The sequence below is a fragment of the Poriferisphaera sp. WC338 genome, from assembly GCF_050931845.1.
Lineage (GTDB): Bacteria > Planctomycetota > Phycisphaerae > Phycisphaerales > Phycisphaeraceae > Poriferisphaera.
Window position 1 is genome coordinate 1,907,695 of the sequence record NZ_CP194516.1, and the last position, 23,198, is coordinate 1,930,892.

Annotated in this window: 17 protein-coding genes and 1 tRNA gene; 11 read left to right on the plus strand and 7 right to left on the minus strand. The window is 48.3% G+C overall.

Annotated elements, in window-relative coordinates:
- Positions 1-90 precede the first annotated feature (90 nt).
- From ACQ6WK_RS07855 to ACQ6WK_RS07870, 4 genes are all read right to left on the minus strand, one after another.
- Positions 91-4,095 carry a hypothetical protein gene (locus ACQ6WK_RS07855; protein ID WP_432800192.1) on the minus strand — a complete coding sequence of 1,335 codons (4,005 nt, stop codon included), beginning with the start codon at positions 4,093-4,095 and terminating at the stop codon, positions 91-93.
- A 477-nt stretch (positions 4,096-4,572) separates the two neighbouring features.
- Positions 4,573-5,058, minus strand: coding sequence for a MauE/DoxX family redox-associated membrane protein (locus tag ACQ6WK_RS07860; RefSeq protein ID WP_432800193.1), 486 nt, complete (start codon positions 5,056-5,058; stop codon positions 4,573-4,575).
- Positions 5,045-5,527 carry a rhodanese-like domain-containing protein gene (locus ACQ6WK_RS07865; RefSeq protein WP_432800194.1) on the minus strand — a complete coding sequence of 161 codons (483 nt, stop codon included), beginning with the start codon at positions 5,525-5,527 and terminating at the stop codon, positions 5,045-5,047. The genes ACQ6WK_RS07860 and ACQ6WK_RS07865 overlap by 14 nt, the downstream gene beginning before the upstream one ends.
- 43 nt (positions 5,528-5,570) lie before the next feature.
- Positions 5,571-5,644, minus strand: a tRNA-Arg gene (locus tag ACQ6WK_RS07870).
- 292 nt (positions 5,645-5,936) lie between these two features.
- On the opposite strand from ACQ6WK_RS07870, the gene ACQ6WK_RS07875 reads away from it, so the two are divergent.
- The 8 genes from ACQ6WK_RS07875 (at position 5,937) to ACQ6WK_RS07910 (ending at position 17,328) form a co-directional block, all read left to right on the plus strand.
- Complete coding sequence (locus tag ACQ6WK_RS07875; protein ID WP_432800195.1) at positions 5,937-7,139, plus strand: hypothetical protein; 1,203 nt, start codon at positions 5,937-5,939, stop codon at positions 7,137-7,139.
- A 6-nt stretch (positions 7,140-7,145) separates the two neighbouring features.
- The gene (locus tag ACQ6WK_RS07880; RefSeq protein ID WP_432800196.1) at positions 7,146-8,099 is read left to right on the plus strand and encodes a 2-dehydropantoate 2-reductase; all 954 of its coding nucleotides are present in this window, start codon (positions 7,146-7,148) and stop codon (positions 8,097-8,099) included.
- A 226-nt stretch (positions 8,100-8,325) separates the two neighbouring features.
- Positions 8,326-9,825, plus strand: coding sequence for a trigger factor (tig, locus tag ACQ6WK_RS07885; RefSeq protein ID WP_432800197.1), 1,500 nt, complete (start codon positions 8,326-8,328; stop codon positions 9,823-9,825).
- Between the two features lie 104 nt (positions 9,826-9,929).
- On the plus strand, positions 9,930-10,361 hold the full coding sequence (locus tag ACQ6WK_RS07890; RefSeq protein WP_432800198.1) for a hypothetical protein: 432 nt from the start codon (positions 9,930-9,932) through the stop codon (positions 10,359-10,361).
- A gap of 306 nt (positions 10,362-10,667) precedes the next feature.
- The gene (clpX, locus tag ACQ6WK_RS07895; RefSeq protein WP_432800199.1) at positions 10,668-12,029 is read left to right on the plus strand and encodes an ATP-dependent Clp protease ATP-binding subunit ClpX; all 1,362 of its coding nucleotides are present in this window, start codon (positions 10,668-10,670) and stop codon (positions 12,027-12,029) included.
- Between the two features lie 292 nt (positions 12,030-12,321).
- Positions 12,322-14,613: a S41 family peptidase gene (locus ACQ6WK_RS07900; protein ID WP_432800200.1), complete on the plus strand. Its 2,292-nt coding sequence runs from the start codon at positions 12,322-12,324 to the stop codon at positions 14,611-14,613.
- Positions 14,614-14,717: 104 nt separating this feature from the next.
- Positions 14,718-15,803, plus strand: a complete 1,086-nt coding sequence (gene aroC, locus ACQ6WK_RS07905; RefSeq protein WP_432800201.1) for a chorismate synthase — start codon at positions 14,718-14,720, stop codon at positions 15,801-15,803.
- A gap of 91 nt (positions 15,804-15,894) precedes the next feature.
- Entirely contained in the window at positions 15,895-17,328 is a 1,434-nt protein-coding gene (locus tag ACQ6WK_RS07910) for a PP2C family protein-serine/threonine phosphatase (RefSeq protein WP_432800202.1), read from the plus strand.
- 122 nt (positions 17,329-17,450) lie between these two features.
- Here ACQ6WK_RS07910 and ACQ6WK_RS07915 read toward each other — a convergent pair whose 3' ends face one another.
- Positions 17,451-19,187 carry a 30S ribosomal protein S1 gene (locus ACQ6WK_RS07915; protein ID WP_432800386.1) on the minus strand — a complete coding sequence of 579 codons (1,737 nt, stop codon included), beginning with the start codon at positions 19,185-19,187 and terminating at the stop codon, positions 17,451-17,453.
- On the opposite strand from ACQ6WK_RS07915, the gene ACQ6WK_RS07920 reads away from it, so the two are divergent.
- The gene (locus ACQ6WK_RS07920; protein WP_432800425.1) at positions 19,092-19,289 is read left to right on the plus strand and encodes a hypothetical protein; all 198 of its coding nucleotides are present in this window, start codon (positions 19,092-19,094) and stop codon (positions 19,287-19,289) included. The two genes, ACQ6WK_RS07915 and ACQ6WK_RS07920, sit on opposite strands and share 96 nt — an antisense overlap.
- A gap of 188 nt (positions 19,290-19,477) precedes the next feature.
- Here ACQ6WK_RS07920 and ACQ6WK_RS07925 read toward each other — a convergent pair whose 3' ends face one another.
- Positions 19,478-20,254 (minus strand): phosphoribosylformylglycinamidine synthase subunit PurQ, encoded by a 777-nt coding sequence (locus ACQ6WK_RS07925; RefSeq protein ID WP_432800203.1) that lies wholly within the window; start codon positions 20,252-20,254, stop codon positions 19,478-19,480.
- A 184-nt stretch (positions 20,255-20,438) separates the two neighbouring features.
- Between ACQ6WK_RS07925 and ACQ6WK_RS07930 the strand changes: the two genes are divergently transcribed.
- Entirely contained in the window at positions 20,439-22,067 is a 1,629-nt protein-coding gene (locus tag ACQ6WK_RS07930) for a lysostaphin resistance A-like protein (protein WP_432800204.1), read from the plus strand.
- Here ACQ6WK_RS07930 and ACQ6WK_RS07935 read toward each other — a convergent pair.
- Positions 22,053-22,331 (minus strand): (2Fe-2S)-binding protein, encoded by a 279-nt coding sequence (locus tag ACQ6WK_RS07935; protein WP_432800205.1) that lies wholly within the window; start codon positions 22,329-22,331, stop codon positions 22,053-22,055. The genes ACQ6WK_RS07930 and ACQ6WK_RS07935 overlap by 15 nt on opposite strands.
- 84 nt (positions 22,332-22,415) lie before the next feature.
- Between ACQ6WK_RS07935 and recR the strand changes: the two genes are divergently transcribed.
- The gene (recR, locus tag ACQ6WK_RS07940) at positions 22,416-23,033 is read left to right on the plus strand and encodes a recombination mediator RecR (RefSeq protein ID WP_432800206.1); all 618 of its coding nucleotides are present in this window, start codon (positions 22,416-22,418) and stop codon (positions 23,031-23,033) included.
- Positions 23,034-23,198 lie beyond the last annotated feature (165 nt).

Genomic DNA, 23,198 nt, shown 5'->3' on the forward strand with positions numbered 1-23,198 from the left:
ATGTGATCCTTAAAATATCTTGTTGATCAATCATCAATAGCTAAAGTAAAGCTCAAAACCATTGGAAAAATGAGTTAACGGCGTGGTTGCTTACTGTGGCACATTCGTTCCGTAATCTACCACATGAGTCGGACGATTCGCATCGTCGTACCAAGTGGCGTTATAAGTCACACGTGCCGAAGTTGGATTATCTGACAAAAGCCCGGCTTGTGAATCTGACACGGTTTCCAGACGGCTATAAGTTGTTGTCATGATGATGTTGTCATTGTCATCATACTCATAAACCATTTCAGATAGCACAATATCATCATTAAAGTTAGTTGGATCTGAGCCGACCTCATCGCTGATCTGAACCGTTCGAAGTAGACGGCCGTGCAAGTCAAATTGCTGCTTTGTGATTGGACCTCCTGGTTCATCAGCTTTTATCTGACGCCCCCCATCCTCAACATCTTCATACGCATACTTGCTCGCGATATAATTTCCCGCAACACCGCTTATAACTTCGTGCTGCTTAACTTCAATCAATCGCCCGTAGCCCGTAGAACTATCATCATAAACATTCGTTTGCTTGGAGATCAATGTGCTGCCATCATCAGAATAACTTTCAACACGTTTTGTTCTACCACGTAAATCAGCTACCTGTTTCTGCCACAAATCTTGAGCCGGTTTTTGCCAAATAACTCGCTCATCATTAACACTATCCCAAAACTGCTCATTGATCACGGCATGGGCACTACTACTATTAATATTGGTAGTCGTTCCAAGCGTGATGGTTTTAGTCGGATAGGCACGCCGATTGCCTGTTCCATCATAATTAGTGTCATAGTACACCTTGGAAACCACTAACATGTTGTTACTGCCGGATCCCACCGGATCATTCGATGTCGCACCCGTTGCATCCGTACCAACCCAAGTTTCAATCAGGTTGCCAGTTTCGTCATCAAACTTTGAGATGGTAATGTTGCCCGATTGATCAATTTGCTTCCAAGCACGACCCCAGTGATCATAATCCAACGTGCCCACATAGTAATTTGTGTTCAAACTGCCGAGATCATCAATCCCAGTAAGTCCTGTGAGATTGTGATAAAACTTCGTTTCAATAGCACGATCGGCCCAATCCAAACTCACCACACTACGACTAAGCTCGGTAAGTAGCTCATCACCCACTGGTGGCGATGCTTCGCTCCATGAGCTTGATGAACTTCCTGTCCATTGACGAACAACATTACCACGCGAATCTTTCCAAGTAACCTGAACAGGACCGCTTGTTGAATCATGCGGATATACGCGGTTCTCACGATACATACGATCATGTGTTGCTGAGTTAAAGGTAGTGCCATCCGGGCCAATCCTGCGGTATGTGTAAAAACTACAGATACCTCGGCCATCTTTAGTTTTAGCTATTTGATTACTAAGATTAAAAAACGTTTCTTCAAGAACAACCGTATCAGAATCGTCAGACGAAACGCGTTCTGTCTTGATTACACGCCCGAGCTCATCGTAGGTATATTTCGTTTGTACACCTGTACCTGCTTCGACATGCTCATATCTATAAAAATCATCATACGTATAGCTTGTTGTAATACCATCCGCACCTGTTTGTGATTCTATTCCGCAACATCCATACGAACTTGACGTACTATAAGTTGGCGTACCGCTACCCTCTGAAGCCCATTCATTCGTTGCTTCTGATCCGTAATAATAGTTATTTGACGTTGGCCGATTAAAACGGTCTTGAGAATAATCCGTTGTCACCAAATTCACATCGAACCAGCTACCGCCCTGATCTTGCTCTGAAGTTAATCTCCCGGTCACACGGCGGCTACTATCCTCACGCGTACTGACACGCCTGCGAGCTCCTGAATAACCAGACTCAACGACAGTTGTATTCCCGTCTGGGTAGCTATAATCGATGACCTCACCATCCCAACCAATCCGCTGCTTGAGCTCATTTGATACATCTACTCCACCTGTCGATGTGTTTATGTGATATCGTCTTGTACGAGTTACACGATCTTCAATTGGATTGCCTGCATCAATGTCAGAAACGAGTTGCTGCAGAAACGCTTCGTCTGTAGTCCCATTCTTATTTGGATTTCCTTCGCATACTATCTCCCATTTCTCACGGTAATCCAACTGATTCTCTGGAACCGTATCTACCTGACCATCGCCATCATAATCCTGATCTGCACGCGCACGTGGCCATCTGATCGCATACTTTGTTTTTACAACATCACTTCCTACAGTTGTCTGAACCTTTGTAACAAATGCGGGCGGATAAGCGTAGATCGAATCGGTTTGGTTTAATACAGTTCCTCGTTGAAGTTCGAGTGGATTTGAAGGTGTGTATCGGGTCGCAGTTACAACTAGAGCATTAGCTGACGCAACTGCAGGATCAATGGCAGCAGGATCTTCGTAATATGACGTACCATCTGAACCTAGTATAGTAATAACTTTTCCAAAATCATCGTACTCATAGTACTTCCAAAAACCTGTTTCTATAACAATAGCTTTTACTTTTCCAAATCGCCAAAAATCTGCCTCATCGCTATATCTTTCCCATTTGCGAGTTTTAATCTCTCCACCTGGCGAGCCATCTGGATTAACTTCTGTTCCCCATGTCCACTCGATAATCTTTTGATTACCTTCTCCGTATTCCTGGTAACGTCTTTCTTCAACTGCAATAACATTGCCAGAAGTATCAAATGCAGTATATCGTTTTAGATGTTCTTCCTGACTGTTATTAACTTCATCCCAAGATTCTAATTTTGTATGACTTGCGCCATCAACCAATGCGAGCTGAGAATCTACGCCTCGCTTCATTTCCCAAATTGTTATGCCACTATTAACACTGTATTCATATAAAATACGGTCATGCTTTAGAGGTGTGGTACCATCAGTATCATATTGAGTTTGGACGACAAGCACTTGATTGGTCGCAGGACTGGTTACGATGGATTCCATATAAGTTATGTAGCTGCTCGAAATAACGTCATAACGCGAGCCTGTTAGCTGAAAACCATCAACGGTTCCATCATTATCAGGATCGTAATTAGAAGCAACGAGTTTTCCGTTTGCTGTTGAATCTACAATTACTTGATTATGTGTGATATCACCGTTTGATATGCCATTCCCATATAACTTAAGAGAGGATAAGCTGGCTAAACTTTGGGACCACTCCTCCGCATGCAGTTCAATATGCCCAAGCCCATTACCGGATGCATCTTTCCCAAGTCCCCAAGTCAATCGCATTGACGCTAACGATGGCGTTGCAAACGTTGGTGATGCATTAGTACAAGTCGTACAACCGCCTGAAGACCGCCCTTTCCCGCCATTGATCTCTGGCGCTCCTTCCTCTGGATCCTCACCCTCTTCTGGATCACAACCACATTCTTCTTCCGGATCTAGCTCTTCACCACCACCTGTTATTTTGAAAAGAAAATCCGAAGACCTTGTAAATGGATTTGTATAATCTGGATCATAATCATCTGAAGGATAATCGCTATCCAAAAAGCTGAAAGATGCAGAAGCTTCTGCTCCTTCCTCACATGAGCTAAATCCGGTGAGCTCGTAGTCCAGTCCTTCAACTGGTGGGCTAAAAGCAAGCTCATGCCCATTTTCAATAAGATGGATCTTTCCATCATCGGATTCATAGATTTCGTAAGTTGTATTTTCACCTTCTGCCAGAGTACCAGATATTCCTACCAACTGTACCTGCCAACGTCCACTCCCCATATACGATACTGTTACCTTATACTCTCTTGGAGAAGATAGATGAGGATTCCAATCTGCGAGGTAGTCTCCAGAGTAATCATCAAATACAAAGTTATATTTGCCAACCCCCTTACCACCCCATGTCGAGCAACCGGTTTTCTCTAAATCCTCAGCATTAATTTCAATTGTTTCCCCAACTTTCACATAATCTTCTGTTCTCATTGGCGGATCCGCAGCTCCGCCAGTACTTTTATTCGAATATTGAAAACTAACTGTACCATCTTCATCAAACAAACAATCACCCGATTTGCACTCACCGCAAGAACCTTTCTCTTGCTCGCCCGGCCCTTCCTCCTTAGGCTCGTACTCCCCTTCAGCCATCGCATGATTGAAACTTAAAAAAGCGCACAAGACCAGTACAAGCCATGCGACACAATTCCTGTCGCAATATCTAAGCCAATTGCACTTTCTATTTTTAATCTTCATAGCAATACCTATAAATATGCAGTAACACTAACTTCTTAAAAAAATGCCCATGCAAACACTACCACCCAAGTAAGTACACTCCTCATACGAAGATCTTACTTAGCACAAATCACCATACAAAATGGTTCATAACCTGCTTATATTCGCTTTTATCTAGCTCCTCGGAATGATACGCCTCGGAATCACAACGCGCCGCAAACTATGAGCCTAACTTCTCGCATAAGCCATGCAAGAATACGAATTATACTAAAATCAATTGGTAACTACCGTAATCGAAGTACAAAATACCGTCAATACAAACTGGCAATAATTTGCAATTTTTTAATCCCCTTAATGCAAGGTAACCCCAAGCAATCGTCAAGACACAACCCCTCAATTAGATTGCATACTAATATTCAAAGGCAATGATTTGAGCTTTTCAAGATTTCCGATTGTTTGCCATAAAACGAACAATGTTACTAACATCAAAATGATGTTCCTACAATACATATACACGTAGCTATGTACTTCTAATGCACCAAAACATCCACACGAAATATCAATCCCACGCAAATGCGAGATCATCAAAACTAAAGTAAAGCATAGTAGTAAAAGAAAACTAGCAATAAGTGACGTCAAACGAAAAAATTTAAGCAATAGGCATATTGCCAACACCATTTCTAGAGATGGTATAAAGAAAGCTACCGGCCCTAGTGCTAGTTCAGGAAAAAACTGGTAGCTATCTAAACTATCTACAAACTGATGAATATCCCACATTTTCATCGCACCTGCAATAAAGAATACCACTGCTATGAAATATAGGAGCAGGCACACCATAAAGTTCTTTATTGATACAGTAATCGAATCAGCTCCTTTCATACGATTCTCTCAACTCATCAACATTCATGGCTTCAAACTCACCGCGGTCTAATTCTTCATATCCCTCCAAAAGCACGTATATCCTAGCTTCAGAACCCAGTTCTTCTTTTAGCTTATAAGCTATATCCTCACTGAGCTTGCAGCTGCCACCATTGCAGTACACTAGAATCAATTTCTCAGGAATCCATATTTCATACAACGAAAGCACCTGTTCCTCCCAATTTGACATATTGAGATTCACAGCACCATCTATATGTCCTAATTCAAATAGCCTCTTTGACCTCGCGTCCACCCATAGAATACGACTGTCATTTAAATTGTACTGCTCATTAGAAATCTGAACGATTTTATTCCGTATCGAATCATTTTCTTCTCGAAATTCTGATAATCCATAAACGCCATATAATAGAAGTGACAAAGCAAGTGATGCAAGTAATATAGCGAAGCTCTGTTTTAAAAAAACTTTCATTGACTAAGATTATACCGTAGTTCCCATTAGTTGCTATTTACAATGCCCCCGAGAGGGATCGAACCTCTAACCTCAGCTTTAGGAAAGCCGCGCTCTATCCAATTGAGCTACGGGGGCACCGAACGTTTTTGAAACGATTCGGAGTGGATGATGGATACACCTGATGCTTACGATTCAATAATGCATCACGGTGCTTTGCAGATTTATTGTAACTCGTAATGGGTTCGCAGCAAGGGAAGCTTGAAAGGTGACAGTGGGCAAAAGATCGCGCCAATCTATGCGGACGTACAGGCTTTGGCTATGCTTTACAGGTAAATGAATGAGATGGGCAGGATCGGCCGATGGTTGGTGTGGAAGACCACGATGCCTAGATCGTTCTACAGGCAAGTATAAGATCGGGATCATATACATGAATATTTTGATGACGATTTGGATTGCCGGTGCCGAAAGCACGACGGCAGTCACACAAGAAGGTGCGGGTGGAAATCCGTGGTGGCATGTCCTTATCCAAAGTGCCTTTGGTTTGACAGTACTATTCATTTTTCTCGTAGCAGTGGTAAGCATGCTGTTGAGCCAGCGCCGAAAAGATAAATGTCTGAAGCTTCTGCATGATTACCACGTAAGCACAATGAGCAAGAATGGATCGGTCATGTGGGGTGATCTGGTTGTATATAGCAAAGGCCTCGAACTGGTTTATGACGCACCATATGTAAACCGCAAGGGTCTTTGTAAGACCAGTAGCTTGATGTACGCAGAGGAGCTTGAGAATGTGGTCGCGATTGGACGGTCGCGAAATGTTCTGAGCGACAGAGAGATTCGAGACCGCAAACGGCAGATTAAGCGGACGTTCTATCCTGTGTTTTATAGGCGTTGGTGGCGGGCGTGTAGAAATTTGATCAACACGCTTCGCGATGCGTTCAGCAAAGCATTAACAGCACTGGTCGGCCAAATGGCAAAGGTAAAAACAGGGAACGTCGCGAATACGCAGCAACAAGGTATCAATGAAATTGGCCAAACAATTTTGGGTGCAGCGGGCAATGCGTACGAACCTATGCTTGAACGCCATATCGGGAAACGGGTCGTGATGCGCGTGAAATTTATAGCAGGCGAAGCGGTAAGGACCGTGGAAGTGCCAGGGTATCTGGCTGAGTACACCGAAAATTACGTGGCGGTCTTCAATACAGGCCAAAAGATATTGCACCGAGATGAAATCGAAATCAAAGGGGAAGTATCACGGGAAGGTTATGTAGCAAAATTGGAAGCAGATCAGCTCCGAGTTACCAATACAGGAGAAAATTTTGTAGTGGTACGCGAGGTGGCGCTGAGTAAGCGAACGCTTGAGCTTGGCGTAACGTTGCTGCCAGGCAGCTCGATTGAAGTACATTACGATACAGAAGCAAATGACGATAAAGCCGTAAAAATCGTGGTAGAGGTTACACGGGAGATTGATCTTGTTTGCCCGAGATCAATGGCGACCGTGTACTATGGCGGATCAGAGAACAGGGCAGGAACACATGCACAGGATAATGTCGTAAAACCTCACGGTATTGCACCAGAAGCGGCGGCAGAGGAATTGACACAGGAAGATGAAAATGCGGATGGATCGCAGTAATATTTGATGATGAATGCGAAATTGACCATTGCGGTAATCGGATGTGGTGGGGTGGGTGGTTACTACGGCACGCAGCTTAATCGAGCTGGGCATGAGGTGCATTATCTTGTGCGTAGTGATGCTGCACATGTGCGTAAGCATGGATGGTACGTGCAATCAAAGTTGGGAGATTACGCGCTAGCTGGACGCAATGTACATGCGTATGAATCGGTGGAAGATATGCCACAATGCGATGTAGTTTTGCTTGCACTCAAAACAACCTCTAATCATCTATTAGATGAGCTGCTTCCAAAGGTTTTGAAACAGGATGGGTTTGTTTTTGTTTTACAAAATGGGATCGGTATTGAGGAACAGGTTGCCGAAGTCGTGGGGAATGATCGTGTGGCAGGTGGATTATGCTTTGTGTGTTCGGTAAAGCGGGGGCCGGGGCATATTGAGCATCAAGATTACGGTTGGATGACCGCGGGGGATTATCGTGCGGATGGCGAGCCTGCAGGAGTAACCGAACGACTGCGATTAATCCAAGAAATGTTTAATGGAACGGACGTGCCTATTGAACTCAAAGAGGATCTGACGCAAGCACGATGGCAGAAGTTGATCTTCAATATCCCATTCAATGGCTTGAGCGTGGTGCTAAATGCGGACACCTATGCCATGACGCACGATCTCGATGTACGTGAGTTGGCATGGGAATTGATGTTGGAGGTGGGTGAAGCAACAAAAGCTGCGGTCGGACGAGAGATTCCGGAGGCGTTTATGGCGGAGATCATGGAGAAAACAACGGTAATGCGGCCATATTTTCCGAGTATGAAACTGGATCATGATGCGGGACGGATGATGGAAGTTGAAGGGATTTTCGGAGAAACGGCCAGACGGGCAATGGCTGGTGGATACCGAGCTGAGAAAATTTGGACACTATATCGGCAGCTAAAATTTCTAGACAGAACGAATGATGATTGACGCCCGGAATTACTGCTGGAGAGAGTCGGAAGATGAAAATTGACGACTGGCGGGGTTTGCGGGCATAATATACGGCTTCAGATCGAGGTACCGGCAGCTGCAAAATTAGGGATAGCTGCAAGGCGTGGGTTGATCTGGAGCGCGAACACCATCCCTACCCCACGTCTTCACAAATACCCAAACCAAACGAATTCAATGATCTGCTCGCGACGTGGTTGTACCGTCTATGCGTGAGACAGAACAAACAGGCAAAGGTAAAGCCATGAGTGAAGAACAAGCAACAGAAGAACGTCCGGAACTTGAAGTGGTTGTCGAAGACAACGGGCCAGCATGCAAGCTCTTAAAGATTGAAATCCCCGAGTCACGTATTGCAGCGAAGATCGAAGAGACCTTCGGCAATTTGCAGAGCGATGCAGCGATTCCTGGTTTCCGTAAAGGCCGCGCACCACGCCGTCTGATTGAGAAGCGCTTCGGCGCAGGCATTCGTGACGATGCGAAAGGTCATCTTCTGAGTGAAGCGTATTCGCAAGCGATCGAAGAGAACGATCTTGACGTGTTAGGCGAGCCGGATGTAAAAGACATTGAGAATCTGGAGCTTCCAGAAAAAGGCTCCTTGAAGTTTGAAGTAACCGTCGAAGTGACGCCGAACGTTGAGCTGCCAAAGTTCGAAGACATCAAGGTAACCAAGACCAAATCGGAAGTGACCGACGAAGATGTTGAAGCGGAAATCAATAAGTATGCTGAGCGATTTGGCAAAGCGGCAACCGTGACGGATGCGACCGTCGCTGCGGGCGATTTTGTGAAGGCTGATGTTCATATCTTCCCACAGGATAAGGCTGGAGACGAAGAAGCCTGCATCACGCACCTGCACGACACGTACATTATGGTGAACGGTGAGAACGCCGAATTTAAAGGCCATGTTGGCGGCATCTTGATTGATGATCTCGGCAAGCAGCTTGCTGGCAAAAAGATCGGCGACACGTTGACGGTGAAAACTGATGGCCCAGCATCACATGAAAATGATGACATCAAAGACAAGCCGATTGCTATCGAGATCAAGCTGAACTCAGTGGAGCGTCTTGAGCCAGCTTCGATGGAAGAAGTTGTGAAGAACGTCGGCGTAGAATCGGAAGAAGAATTCCGCACCCGTTTGCGTGAGATGCTTGAATCTCAGAAAGAACGCGAACAGAAATCAGATATGTACCAGCAGGTGAATGATCAATTAGTCGAAAAAGTTGATCTTGAATTGCCTGAAGGTTTGACCAGCCGACAGATCGAGCGCGTGCTGCAACGCCAGCGCATGGAACTGCTGTACCGCGGCACCACCGAGCAGGAAATTGAAACCAAGCTCGCAGAAACTCGTGCTGAGTCAGAAGAAGCAGCCACCAAGCAGCTCAAGTTGTTCTTCATCATTGACAAGGCTTCGAAGGATCTTGAAGTTGAAGTCGGCGACAATGAATTGAACGGTCAGATCGCGATGATTGCGATGCAGCAAGGCCGTCGTCCAGAGAAACTGCGCCAGGAGATGCAAAAACGCGGCGAGCTTGAGCAGCTGTACCTGCAGATCCGTGAGCAGAAAACACTGGACAAGATTCTTGAGAGCGGTGCGGTGATTGAGGAAGTCGAAGGCGAAGCGAAAGCTGCGAAGAAGACGACTAAGAAGAAGGCCAGCAAGAAGAAAGCGTCTAAGAAGAAGGCTGCTGCGAAGAAGAAAGACGACGCATAGATCGTAGCTGGAGCCCGAAAATTGATGTCCCGCTGACGACGATGATTTGCTAAAATGCCGCATCGTGATCAACACGCAAATCGGGTTCTCGACGGAAAATCAAAATGATCCATACGGCCAGCAGCATGATGAGCACCTTGAACGTGATTTATACGTTCGGCCAGACACGGCAACACCAAGTCGATATCTGGTACTACATGGGCGCGATCGTGCTGCTGGCTATTTTTCTTGGACTGGCAGCTTTCGTAATCCGGAAGCTAACGCTCCGTGATGATGGGCCTGCGATGGAAGGCTACTCGCTCAGCGATCTCCGTCAGATGCACAAAGAGGGAAAAATCTCGGACGAAGAATTCCAGAACATGAAGATGCTGATCATTACGAGCAGCCGCAAGGTCTTGGAAGACGATGCCGAGAAGAAGGACGATTGGGAGAACATTTCCGAGAGCGACAAGAGTGTGGAAGGAGAATTTGGAGCGGAAGAATTAGATGAAGAAGGGGATGAGGATGAACAATCGGACGCTAACGAAGAAAATTAATGCTGTATATCCGATAAGAACGGCCCATCTCTGGGTTTGTGCAAGCGAAGCGAAAATCTAGGGAAAATAGGCTGCTTGGAGCGCCCTGAATGCGTTCTGATCGGATATGATATGTATACTTATGACGATGGGTGGGATTAAGAAAACACAAGAATACCCTCCAAGGTGAGGGAAACGCTAAAAGCGTATGGGTTTTTGGACGATCTTACCCTTGGCGTATGTTGAGAGAGAAGCATACGTGCCGGATTGCATTGGCTTAGCTGCTGTTATCAGACGCTAACCCGCACGGAGCAATCAGGTGGATGAATGAATCATGATGCTGACCATGGAGGTAATGGCGGGTTGGCTAATAACACCACGACTAACGATGGAAGCACTGGCAACGGTGGCGGCAGCGGAACTGGCGGCGGCGACGGCTTTAAAGGCCGCAGAGTAACGACATGTTCGTTCTGCGGAAAAAGTTCACGCGAAGTCGGCCCAATGGTTGAGGGTCCGAACGACGTTTATATCTGCGCCAATTGCACTGAGCTTTGTCAGAACATTTTCAAACAAGAACGACGCCGCGTACATGCGGGGCGGACTTCGATTGGATCAATCCCCACACCACGTCAGCTCAAAGAGTTCCTCGATCAGTACGTAATCGGGCAGGACATTGCAAAGCGGGCGTTGTCTGTAGCGGTCCATAACCACTACAAGCGATTGGTTGCCTCTGAGAAAGAGAAGCCTGTTGAGATCGACAAGTCCAACGTTCTTTTGATTGGCCCAACCGGCTCAGGCAAAACGCTCTTGGCTCGTACCTTGGCAAAAACACTGAATGTGCCGTTCGCAATTGGTGATGCAACAACGCTTACTGAAGCGGGCTACGTCGGCGAAGATGTTGAGAACCTGCTGCTGAAACTGCTTCAGTCTGCGGACTACGACATCGAAGCAGCACAGCGAGGAATCATCTACATCGACGAAGTCGATAAGATCGGCAAGACCTCCCAAAACGTCTCGATCACACGTGACGTTTCTGGTGAAGGTGTGCAGCAAGCGCTTCTGAAAATGCTTGAAGGCACGGTTGCAAATGTTCCGCCGCAAGGTGGGCGTAAGCATCCGGAACAGCAGTACATTCAGATTGATACCAGCAACATCCTGTTTATCTGTGCAGGTACGTTTGTCGGGCTCGAGGATCTGATCCGCAAGCGTCTTGGCCGCAAGTCAATTGGCTTTGCATCTGAGCATTCCGTAGACGACAACACACAGGACAAGGGTTTCTTGCTCTCGCAGGTAACACACCAAGACATCCATGAGTTTGGCATGATCCCTGAGCTTATTGGTCGTCTCCCTGTGATCACCCCGTTGATGCCGCTTGAGGTGTCGACGTTGGTGAAGATCCTGACCGAGCCGAAGAACGCGCTAGTACGTCAGTATCAGTACTTCTTTGGAATTGAGGATGCAGAGCTGGAGTTCACCAATGATGCTCTTGAAGCATTAGCAGAGAAAGCGATCGATCGCGATACCGGTGCACGTGCCCTGAGGAGCGTGATGGAAGAACTCATGCTCGAATTGATGTATGACCTGCCCGAGATGAACAACAAGGGTATGAAGTACGTCATTGATCGCAGTGCTGTAGTCGACAAGAAACGCCTGATTGACATGCAGGTCCCACAGAAGGAATCAGCCTGATCAATGCGGCACCTAAGTAACGAGTAAAACCCAAGGATATTTCTGGCTTCGATCATTGCTTGATGCAATGATCGAATGTCATTTAATACGCGGCTGATTTTGGTGAACCACGGGCAGCCCACTGACGTTTAACTAGAAGCTGCGGTGGCGATAAGAAGCGGTTTTGCAGCTTGCTTCGGCAAAATCCTAGCCTACAGTACATCAGGGTCCTCAGAAATACTGTTAACCTGAAGCCGAATCGTAAGATTCTTCACGACTTGAAACCGATCAAACCGTTAAAGGTTATATGTCTATGAAAAACGAGCAAGCCCGGTGTGCAGCCCTGCTGTCTGGCCAGAAGATGATTACGAGCCTCATTTCCGTTCTGGCCCTCGCGCTGGGCGTAGGCGTTAGCACGCTCCAAGCGGATGAAAATGCAGCGGAAACGGCTAAGGTTTCTAATCAATATGCAGCCGAACCTGTTACCTATCAGTCTCTGATCCAAAACGACGACTACGCCTCCCTCACCGAAGCAATTAAGCAACTTGATCAAACCGGCCAGGTTGACCACCAACAAGCTGAAAATCTACTCAACGACATCGCGACCTATCAAGAACATCAAGCTGCCCGCGACAAGAAAGGGCAAGCATCCTACGAAGAGGCATTTGGCAAAATGCTGAGTGCATTGGATGAAGATCGACTCGAGGACGCAATGGTTGCAGCCATCGAGGCGCATAGTCTATCAAAGGATTCAACCAATTATCTCCAACAGCAAGAGGTTCTAGACCTTGTCGCGCAGGCAGAAGCCAAAGCAAAAGCCGCCGAAGAATCCGGCAACTGGGTCGATGTGCTCAGCACGTATCGCCTGCTTGACCTTCTGTATGAAAATCAAGATCGATATCGTGACCGTGTTAAGCTAGCTGCGAAGCATGTTCGTCTGTTGCAGATTTATGTGCCGGAACATCTCCAGAATATCTACAAAGAACGCGCCATTAAGCGTGCAGAGGAAAAAGGTGAAGATGCACCTCCGCCGATGGATATTGAGATTGAATCTTGGACGAAGAAGCTCAAGAACGTCAATCTTTCCATGCTACGTGACAGTTTACGTAAAGCGGCACGCTTTCATGTTGAGCGATACCAGCCTGGCCATAATGGCTATGTGTCACTAGTTGATGGTGGCGTCAGTAATCTCCTGATCCTACTAGACAACAAAACGCTTGCGGAAGAGTTCCCGTCTTTGAAAAACGAAGACAATGTGAGCAAGTTCAAAGATTATCTTGTTTCGTTGAAAGCCGAGGTGAACCGGCCGGGCAATACGATGAACTTTTTGGATGCTTTCAAGGCCATTGACAAAATCATCAATCAGAATGACCTCACGGTTGATTTGCCGCATGAGGTGGTGATTTACGAGATGACCGAAGGCGCGATGAGTCAGCTGGATGATTTTACTGCGGTGATTTGGCCGGAAGATATCGAGCATTTCAGCCGCAGCACTGAAGGTAAATTCGTCGGCATCGGCATCCAAATCACACGCAAAGATGGACAGTTAACGGTGGTTACTCCACTGCCCAATACCCCTGCTCACCGAGCTGGGATCAAAGATGGCGATGTGATTGTGAAGGTCGACGGCGCAAACACTGCCACATGGTCGCTCAATCGCGCAGTCAGCGAAATCACTGGTAAGGAAGGCACAAAGGTCAATCTTAGTATTGAACGGCCAGGTGAAACAGCACTGATTGAAAAACAGATCACACGTAAAGAGATCGCGATTGAATCCATCCGCGGCTGGCAGCACACCGATGCTGGCGACTGGGATTACTGGGTCGATCCAGATGCAGGCATTGGTTATGTACGACTATCACAGTTTCTACCGCAGTCCGCGGATGATCTTGATGCTGCTGTCGCGCAACTTCAAGCGCAAGGCAAACTAAACGGTTTGATTCTCGACCTGCGATTCAATCCGGGTGGGTTGATGCACTCCGCAATACAAATCAGCGACCGCTTTATTGATGAAGGGCCGATCGTGTCCACCGTTGATGCCAACGGAAACCAGAAGGCGCCGGACGTAGCTCACAAAGCCAATTCATACAAGAAATTCCCCGTGGTTGTTTTGGTGAACCAAGGTTCCGCCAGTGCTTCGGAGATTGTTTCCGGGGCGTTACAAGATTATGGCCGAGCAACCATCATCGGTACACGCAGCTTTGGTAAAGGCTCAGTTCAAGATGTGCACCCCATCGCACGCCGATCAGCGTATCTGAAACTAACCACACAATACTATCAGCTACCCAACGGCCGAATCGTCCATCGCAAACCTGGCGCGAAGGATTGGGGCATCAATCCTGACATCGAAATACCGATGAGCACACAAGAAATCGCTGACGCGATCGAGTATCGTCAGGAAGTCGACATCATTCATGATGAAAACTGGCAGCCGGAAGAAGGTGAAGCCGTGAAGGAAGCAGACGATATTCTGGCCAACGGCTTGGACCCACAGCTTGAATCCGCATTGATCTGGCTGAAACTTCAACAGGTCACCGGCGGCAAAACACCCGCCCCCCTGCTCCAGTCCGCCAAGATTCCAAGCGAAGAACCGGCTAAACCGTAAGGCTGATCAGACGAGCTAGGCCCATAAGATGCAAAACCGTGCATGGAGCGTTAAAATGACGCTTTGGGCACGGTTTTTTTATCCCGCAAGAACACGAGAACACTATGGCAGGCAATACCTTTGGACAAATCTTCCGCGTGACCACGGCTGGCGAATCGCACGGGCCGGGCAATGTCTGCATCGTCGATGGCGTGCCTGCAGGATTGGCGCTTTCTGAAAAAGACTTGATTCCGGATCTTGAGCGCCGCAAGCCGGGCCAATCCAAGATCACCACGCAGCGCAAAGAAGATGATGCTCCGGAGATTCTATCTGGCGTATTCGAGGGAAAAACCACCGGCACATCGATTGCGATTTTGATTCGCAATCAGGATCAGCGTTCGCGCGACTACTCCAATATCAAAGATAAATATCGTCCTGGGCATGCTGACTACACCTTTGATGCCAAGTATGGCAGCCGCGATTATCGAGGCGGCGGACGCAGCAGTGCTCGTGAAACCACTGCAAGAGTTGCAGCCGGTGCGATCGCGAAGAAACTGCTCAAACAAGCGCACGATATTGAGATTGTTGGCTATGTAAAACAGATCGGCGATCTTAAAATTGAGGTAGATCGTCCGGAAGAAATGACACTTGAACAGGTTGAATCGAATATTGTCAGGTGTCCGGATGCAGCAAAAGCTGAAGCAATGATCGAACTAATCGATCAGATGCGACGTGAAGAAGATTCAATCGGCGGCGTAAGTGAGCTAGTCGCGACCAATGTTCCCGCAGGCTGGGGCGAGCCGGTATTTGATAAATTAAAAGCAGATCTTGGCAAGGCAATGTTCAGTCTACCTGCAGTATTAGGTGTTGAATACGGTGCGGGGTTTGATGTTGCGACTGCAAAAGGCAGCGAGAACAACGACATCTTTGAATCTGTAAATGAGAAGATCGTTACATCAACCAATAGACACGGCGGAATGCTTGGTGGCATATCATCAGGGATGCCCATTGTGATGCGATGTGCAATCAAACCAACAAGCAGCTTGAGCAAGCCACAACCAACTGTCACACAAAATGGGGAGCCTGCAGAAATATCAACCAAAGGCCGCCACGATCCTTGCCTTCTCCCACGATTCGTCCCCATGGGCGAAGCAATGATGGCGATCACACTCGCAGATCATATGCTGCGACAAAAAGTCGCTCGAATCTGATAAAACATCCCTCTCTTAAGTTTCGCTGCATGGCATCATGCCTAAAATGGCTTCAGTTGGACTATCATTCGTCATTTAGCCGAAGTTCATCATGATGCAAGAAACCGTTACAGAAGAATTCCAACCGGAACTAGATCAGCGATGGCAGTCGTGGCTAGTCAGGCGATTCATCAGGTATTGTATATTTTCCGGCATCGTTGCGATCCTGGGTGGTTTTCTCTACATCTGGGCTGAATCCGCATTCGTTTCAAGCGTACATTTGTGGCTAAATGTGCTGACGTTTGGCATCAGTAATGTGCCGGTGCTGATCGTCCTATTTTTGGGGATTATGGCGGTACGTACCGGGGAGAAATCACGCGAACAAGTGTTGAATGTGATCATCTGGACAATTGCCATCATGGGCTTTTTTGCAATCGTTGTTTCGACACTATTAGAATCTTACCTTTCGATGATCAATGGACGCGGTATCACAATCTTGGAGAGCATTCGCCCAGGCCTGATTATCCTTGTCACGTTTACACTGCATCTCTTTGCATGCATCTTTATTCCTTTTCCGCAAAAAGATGCCATCAAATCCATCACCCCACTCTGGGTGATGAGTATTCCGATGATCCTGATTTCCAAGCTTTACCCATTTTGGATTGATCTCCTCTTTGCACTGGGCGCAATCTTGTCGGGCGTGCCGGGACTACTAATCTGTTACATACGAGCACAGCGTTACAGCAATCAGTTTTATCTGCAGCGTCTTTCTGGCTCATATTCCGACTTGAAGCGTGAACTGTCTGCTGCCAGGCAAATCCATGAAATGCTTTTTCCCGGACAAAAGACAGATGGTGATATTCAAATCCGCTATCACTATGAGCCCATGAAACAGCTCGGCGGCGACTTCCTTTACATCAAAGAGCATCGTGGCGATAACGGTCAATTAACTGCGATCTCCAATGTTGTTGTTGATGTCACAGGACACGGCATTACCGCAGCTCTTGCGGTCAACCGCCTTCACGGTGAAATTGAACGCCTCTTTGCCGAGTTCCCAGAAGCCTCACCGGAACAGATCATCCGCGCTCTGAACAAATACATTTATCTCACCATCTCAAGAGAATCTGTCTACGCTACTGCTTTTGCAGCCAAAGCATTTATTCAGAACGAGCAAATTGAATGGGTGAACGCCGGCCATCCACAACCGTATCTACTGCACCCGGACCATGAACCTGTATCACTGTTTACTAGTGCAATCATGCTCGGCGCGGTCAATGACGATTTGTATCACCTTGAATCGAACACAAGTTCATTCATACCAAATTCACGTCTACTGATTTATACCGATGGCATCATCGAAGCTCGAAATGGCGACGGAGAAATGCTGAACAACCCCGGGCTTGAAGCCATGTTAGCCGAGTGCGATTTAAATGTTAATGATGACGGCTTGCTTACCACACTCTCATCTAGGCTTAAGGATTTCCGTAGCGGTGCCGCCGATGATGATGTGCTGCTTGTCGAAATGAAGCGTGGCGAACCATCTTAGGATATGCAAATGGCTATCTGTTTTTGAAATACGATCACATTCAATCAAAAAAAGGCAGCCCCTTATGAGGAGGCTGCCTTATCGATTTTATATTTCGATCACACTGAGTGATCGGAAGCGGTTTAGTTGCCGCCGCCGAAGGTGATCTTGTCGGTACCGAGGTGACCCATGTCGTCGCCACCGATGCCGCCGATGCCGCCACCACCAGCGCCGCCGTCTGCTGCGCCGCCGGCTTTGCCTTCCGCTTTCTCTGCGGCTGCTTCCTGATCGGAAGTCCACTGAGCACGCTTGAGTGACAAGCCGATCTTGCGTTCGTCGAGGTCGACACGGAGGATCTTGACTTCGACTTCTTGACCGACTTGAACCACGTCTTGCGGGTTCTCGACCTTGTGGTCAGCCAGCTCGGAGATATGCAGAAGGCCTTCGAGATCTTCTTCCAGCTCGACAAAGACGCCGAAGTTGGTGATCTTGGTGACCTTGCCCTGAACGATCATGCCAGGCTGGTAGTGGGTAGGAATCGCTTCCATCCATGGGTCTTCGGTCATCTGCTTCAGGCCGAGCGCGACACGTTGCTTGCTCTGGTCCACTTCGAGAACGATGCACTTGAGTGTTTCGCCCTTCTTGAGCATTTCGTTTGGATGTGAAAGCTTCTTGGTCCAAGAGAGGTCGGATACGTGCAGCAAGCCGTCGATGCCGGGCTCGATCTCGATGAACGCGCCATAGGAAGCGAGATTGCGAACCTTGCCTTCGACAATCGTGCCGGGAGGATACTTCTCGGCCACAAGCTCCCAAGGATTGACCTCGGTCTGCTTCATACCCAAGCTAATTTCCTGCTTGTCCTTGTTGATGTCCAAGACAACGACCGAAACTTCTTCGCCGATGGAGACCATCTCAGATGGATGGTTGATACGGCGGGTCCATGACATCTCGGAGATGTGTACGAGGCCTTCGACGCCCTCTTCGAGCTTGACGAATGCGCCGTAGGACATGATGTTCGTGACCGTACCGCTGATACGAGTGTTCGCTGGGTACTTCTGCTCGATGTCTTCCCAAGGCGAAGCATCTTTCTGCTTGAGACCCAGGGCGATCTTCTCTTTGTCGAAGTCGATCGAAAGCACTTTGACTTCGATCTTCTCGTCGAGACGAACGATGTCGGATGGGTGATTCACGCGGCCCCAAGACATGTCGGTGATGTGGAGCAGACCGTCGATGCCGCCGAGGTCGACGAAGGCACCGAAGTCTGCGATGTTCTTGACCATGCCGGTGACGAGGTCGCCAACCTTGATGTCGGAAAGCAAACGCTGACGCTGCTCGGTGCGGCGCTCTTCAATGAGCTTACGACGGCTGATGACGATGTTACGGCGTTGCTCGTCGATCTTGAGGATCTGAGCTTCGATGGTTTCGCCAATGAAAATACCGATGTCTGCCGGGCGACGGATGTCGACCTGTGATGCGGGGAGGAAGACCGGCACGCCGATATCGACGAGCAAACCACCCTTGATCTTCCGCATGACTTTACCTTCAACGGTGTCGTCTTCCTTCTTCTCGGTGATGATGCGTTCCCAGCCACGGATGCGGTCAGCTTTGCGCTTGCTGATCTGCACCATGCTGTCGTCGCCTTCAACTTCTTCAAGAAGCACTTCGACGGTGTCGCCGATTTCGACGTCTGCTGGATCATCAAATTCGTTTTTGTCCAGGACGCCTTCGGACTTGAGGCCCACTTCGACCATGAAGTCGTCGCCGGCCATGCCGATGATTTTACCTTGAAGGATCGTGCCGGTTTTAAAGTCGCCGATCTGACCTTCAATGAGACCTTCCATGTCGCCATCAGCGACCGCCTGACCGAACTCAGCGGCCAGCAGATCCATTGCTTCATTGTCTTCGACGGAGAGAGAGGAAATGAGAGACTTATTAACCATGTATTTGGGTTCCCTTACATGTGGTTCCTTACCCGGCAATGACAACGCGCCATTGCTAACTATCCGGGTCGCTCATCGGGTATGACGAGCCTTACCTGCGGTCGAGCCGATCTCATCGAAATCGGGACAACTCGCCGCAATAAGTTGAATCGGACATTATATCGCCCAGCCTGAATCCTGCCAGTCGAGACTCAATGCCATAAGGTTATATCTTCAAAATAACTCGGCATTTACGCCCCAGCGGTAGCCTTCGAGATCACGTGCTGCACCGCATTCTGGAAGAAGACAAGCCCGGCTGGTGTCTGCTTCATGAAATCAGCATTTTGACGGGTCCACTGCGGATAATGCGTCGGATCGACAAATCGCTCTGGGTGGGGCATAAGACCCAGAATCAGTCCTGTCGGGTCACATATGCCTGCAATGTCATCAGTTGAGCCGTTAGGATTGTCGCCTGCCCCATATCGGATGGCGATCAGGCCCGCAGATTCGAGATCCGCCAATACTGAATCGTTCTCCACAACAAACCGCCCTTCCCCGTGTGCGATCGGCAGCTCGTACTGATCTAAACCCTTGGTCCAGATGCACTTGGTATCCGGATCGGTCACCTGCGTCACCCAACGATCCAGAAACCGCCCCTCAGTGTTGTCGGCCAATGTCGTCACCTGCACTGCCTTGGTTGGATCGGGTAGCAACCCAAGTTTCACCAGTACCTGAAATCCGTTGCAGATGCCGATTATGGCGGTACCACGCTCAACTGCGGCCTGGAGTGGCTCCAGCAAACGGTGCTTCACACGGTTCGCAAAGATCCGGCCCGCAGCGATATCGTCGCCGTAGCTAAACCCGCCAGGGAAACCGATCAGGTCGAATGATGCGATCTGCTGCGGATTCGCGATCAGATCATTGAGGTGATGCGTCTCAGTCTCCGCACCCGCCAACTCAAAGGCATAAGCCAGTTCGCGGTCGCAGTTGGTGCCAGCAGTACGGATAATCAGTGTTTTCGGCTTCATAGGCTCACCATCATACTCATTGCAACGCATCACGAAAAATTCCCCTCACATCATGCAAAGCTGTCCACACAACAAAGCCCATTCACACGGCCATAACAACAAATAAAGCTTGCCTTGTCATACATAATATGAACCATATGGAGCAGATTCCTGATCCTACCCAACTTCCGAAAGTGCTCGTTTTATGACTGATTATCCCTCTCCCACACCACCCCCTCCGCCACCGGGTGAGGACGATCATGTTTGCCCTCCAGATACAAGCACACCTGAGGATCAATTTGTTGAGCCTTGGGATCGTGTTGACTCTGTCCACTCAGGCCACAATACCACACCACACCAACATCTCGGGCCACGATCTTTGTACGAAGATGCCAATCACCGTCAATATTCGTCTTCACCGATCATGATGTACGTCGCCATCGGATTGGCGGTTTTATTTCTTATGGGGATCCAAGCCGTTGTCCCTCTGTTGCTGCATCGCGGCTCTGGTAATGGTGACCCTTTATCGTCCATGCAGATACGCATGCAAAGCAAACTTGCGGTCTCATTAAAACAGTTAGCACAAGCGGCCCCAACAACGCCGTCTAGCCAAGCGAACCAATTCGACAGCGCTATGGCGAATGTTGACGCCAGCGCCACAACTTCACAAGACATCATCTATGCCGCAATCGTTGCTGGCGAATTATATGGCGCACAGCAAGCCATCGATCGCCTTGAAATTGAACGTGAATGGCTCCAAGAAGATTTCGATCCATCTTCACAAAAATATTTGGTTCAGCAGGTCGATGCATTGTTGGCTTTCTATCAATCCAAACTTGCCATAGACAACAACAATCCCCAGCAAGCCACAACACCATCAACAAGCGTTCCTTCTGACATCATCCCCAAACCTTTCCCTCAAAACTGGTTCGGCAAACTTGCCGCATCCTACGGCCAACCCCAAGACGCACCACTACGCAAACAAATTGCAAGTTCCGCTTTATTGATGTTGGTAGCTATGGCCGTTTTCGGAATCGGCATCGTCCTCTTTGCCTTTGTAGGTCTAGTGCTATTCATCATCACCGTCATTCTTGTTTCAACCGGAAAATTCAAGCGTAAACTCATTCAACCTCTTGCACCAGCCAAACCCTACATCGAATCTGCAGCCATTTTCCTTTGGCTCATGATCGCGCTCTCGTTCGCCATTATCCCCATTGCCTATGTCACCGGCATTGAGCTGCAATGGGTGATTATTGCGAGCCTCCCTTTTGCAATTCTTTGGCCGTTACTTCGCAAAATTTCCTTCCAAAACATGCGGCACTCTCTTGGCCTCTCGCGCGGCCCATCAGGTTCCTTCTTTGCTGAAGTTGGTTGTGGCATCTACGGCTACATCGCCGGACTCCCGGTCATTGCGGTTGGCATGGTTTGCACCATCATCATTTCACTGATCATGTCCGCTCTGTTCCCCGATGCTTATCGCGGCGTTGAACATCCGATTCAAGAACAAATGCAAAACGCTAGCTTCTTCACCATTATCTACCTCTATATGCTCACGACCGTTTGGGCTCCACTCGTCGAAGAAACCATCTTCCGTGGCGCCCTCTTCGGCTTCCTCCGCACGCGCTCCGGCTTTTGGATCAGTGCAATCATTTCTTCATTTATTTTTGCTGCCATCCATCCTCAAGGTGTCGCAGGCATTCCAGCGCTGATGTGTATTGCCTTTGTCCTCGCATGGCTCCGCGAATGGCGATCTTCACTGATCGCCTCCATGACCGCTCATGCCTTGCATAACTTTATTATCACAACCATCTTAGTCGTGCTACTCACTGGTTGAAGCTTCACGTTTACCGGTCTGTTTAAACATGAGCCGCTTCTTTGCATATTCGCTCGGATTCACCGGCAGGTCTGGCTCGAGCTCTCCGCCCATTACCTGTTTATGTAGCAACTTCAAATAGGGCACGCACCAACCGCACCCTGTCCCCGCGCCCAAACATTCGCTGATCAAACTTACCACTGCAGGCTTCTCACGACGGCAATAATTCACGACCTTCCGCTTACTCACCGAAAAACACAGACATACGTGATCATCATCTTTCATACAGGCATCATAGCCGCCCCGCCGGTTCATACACAATTAACTTTGCTTTGCCACAACTCTCTCCACATCTACTACAATAACATCATGGCTAAGCATGCCCATAACTCCGCATTCGATCGTCTTGTGACACAACTCTCAAGACTGCCTGGCATAGGCTCGCGTTCCGCAGAGCGCATTGCCTTCCATTTACTCCGACAATCCGAACAGGAAGCGATCGATCTTGCTGAAGCGATCAAAGCCTTCAAACGTGACCTGAAAGTATGTGACGACTGTGGCAATGTTTCCGAATCACAACCCTGCCCGATCTGCCAAGATGAATCGCGCAATCGCAGCATGATCCTCGTCGTCGAGCAGCCATCCGACATTGTCTCACTCCAACAAACTGGCTCCTACAACGGACTCTACCATGTCCTCATGGGACGTCTTGCACCACTCGAAGGCATCATGCCTGGCGACTTGAACATTCAACCACTGCTAGAGCGCGTCAAAAACGCAAACCCGCCTATCACGGAAGTCGTTCTCGGCCTCAACCCCACACTTGAAGGGGATGGCACAACCATGTACCTCGCTGAGGCACTGGAATCTGCGGGCATTAAAGTCACCCGCCTCGCACGTGGCTTACCTGCAGGTGCCGCACTCACCGGCTTGTCCAAAGCTGTTTTATCAGACGCCCTACAAGGACGCTCCGATGTGCCATACTAACCGTCGCATGCGCCTCTATCGGACGGTCGCAACAGTCGATATCACTAAGGGCTTAGTACGTTTTTGCGGGGATAACCTCAGGCTCACGAGCAAAATCGATTTTAAGCTACTAAAATAAGTAACGTTAAATTGTATGTATAACTAAACTGATGGGTTGCCCTGACG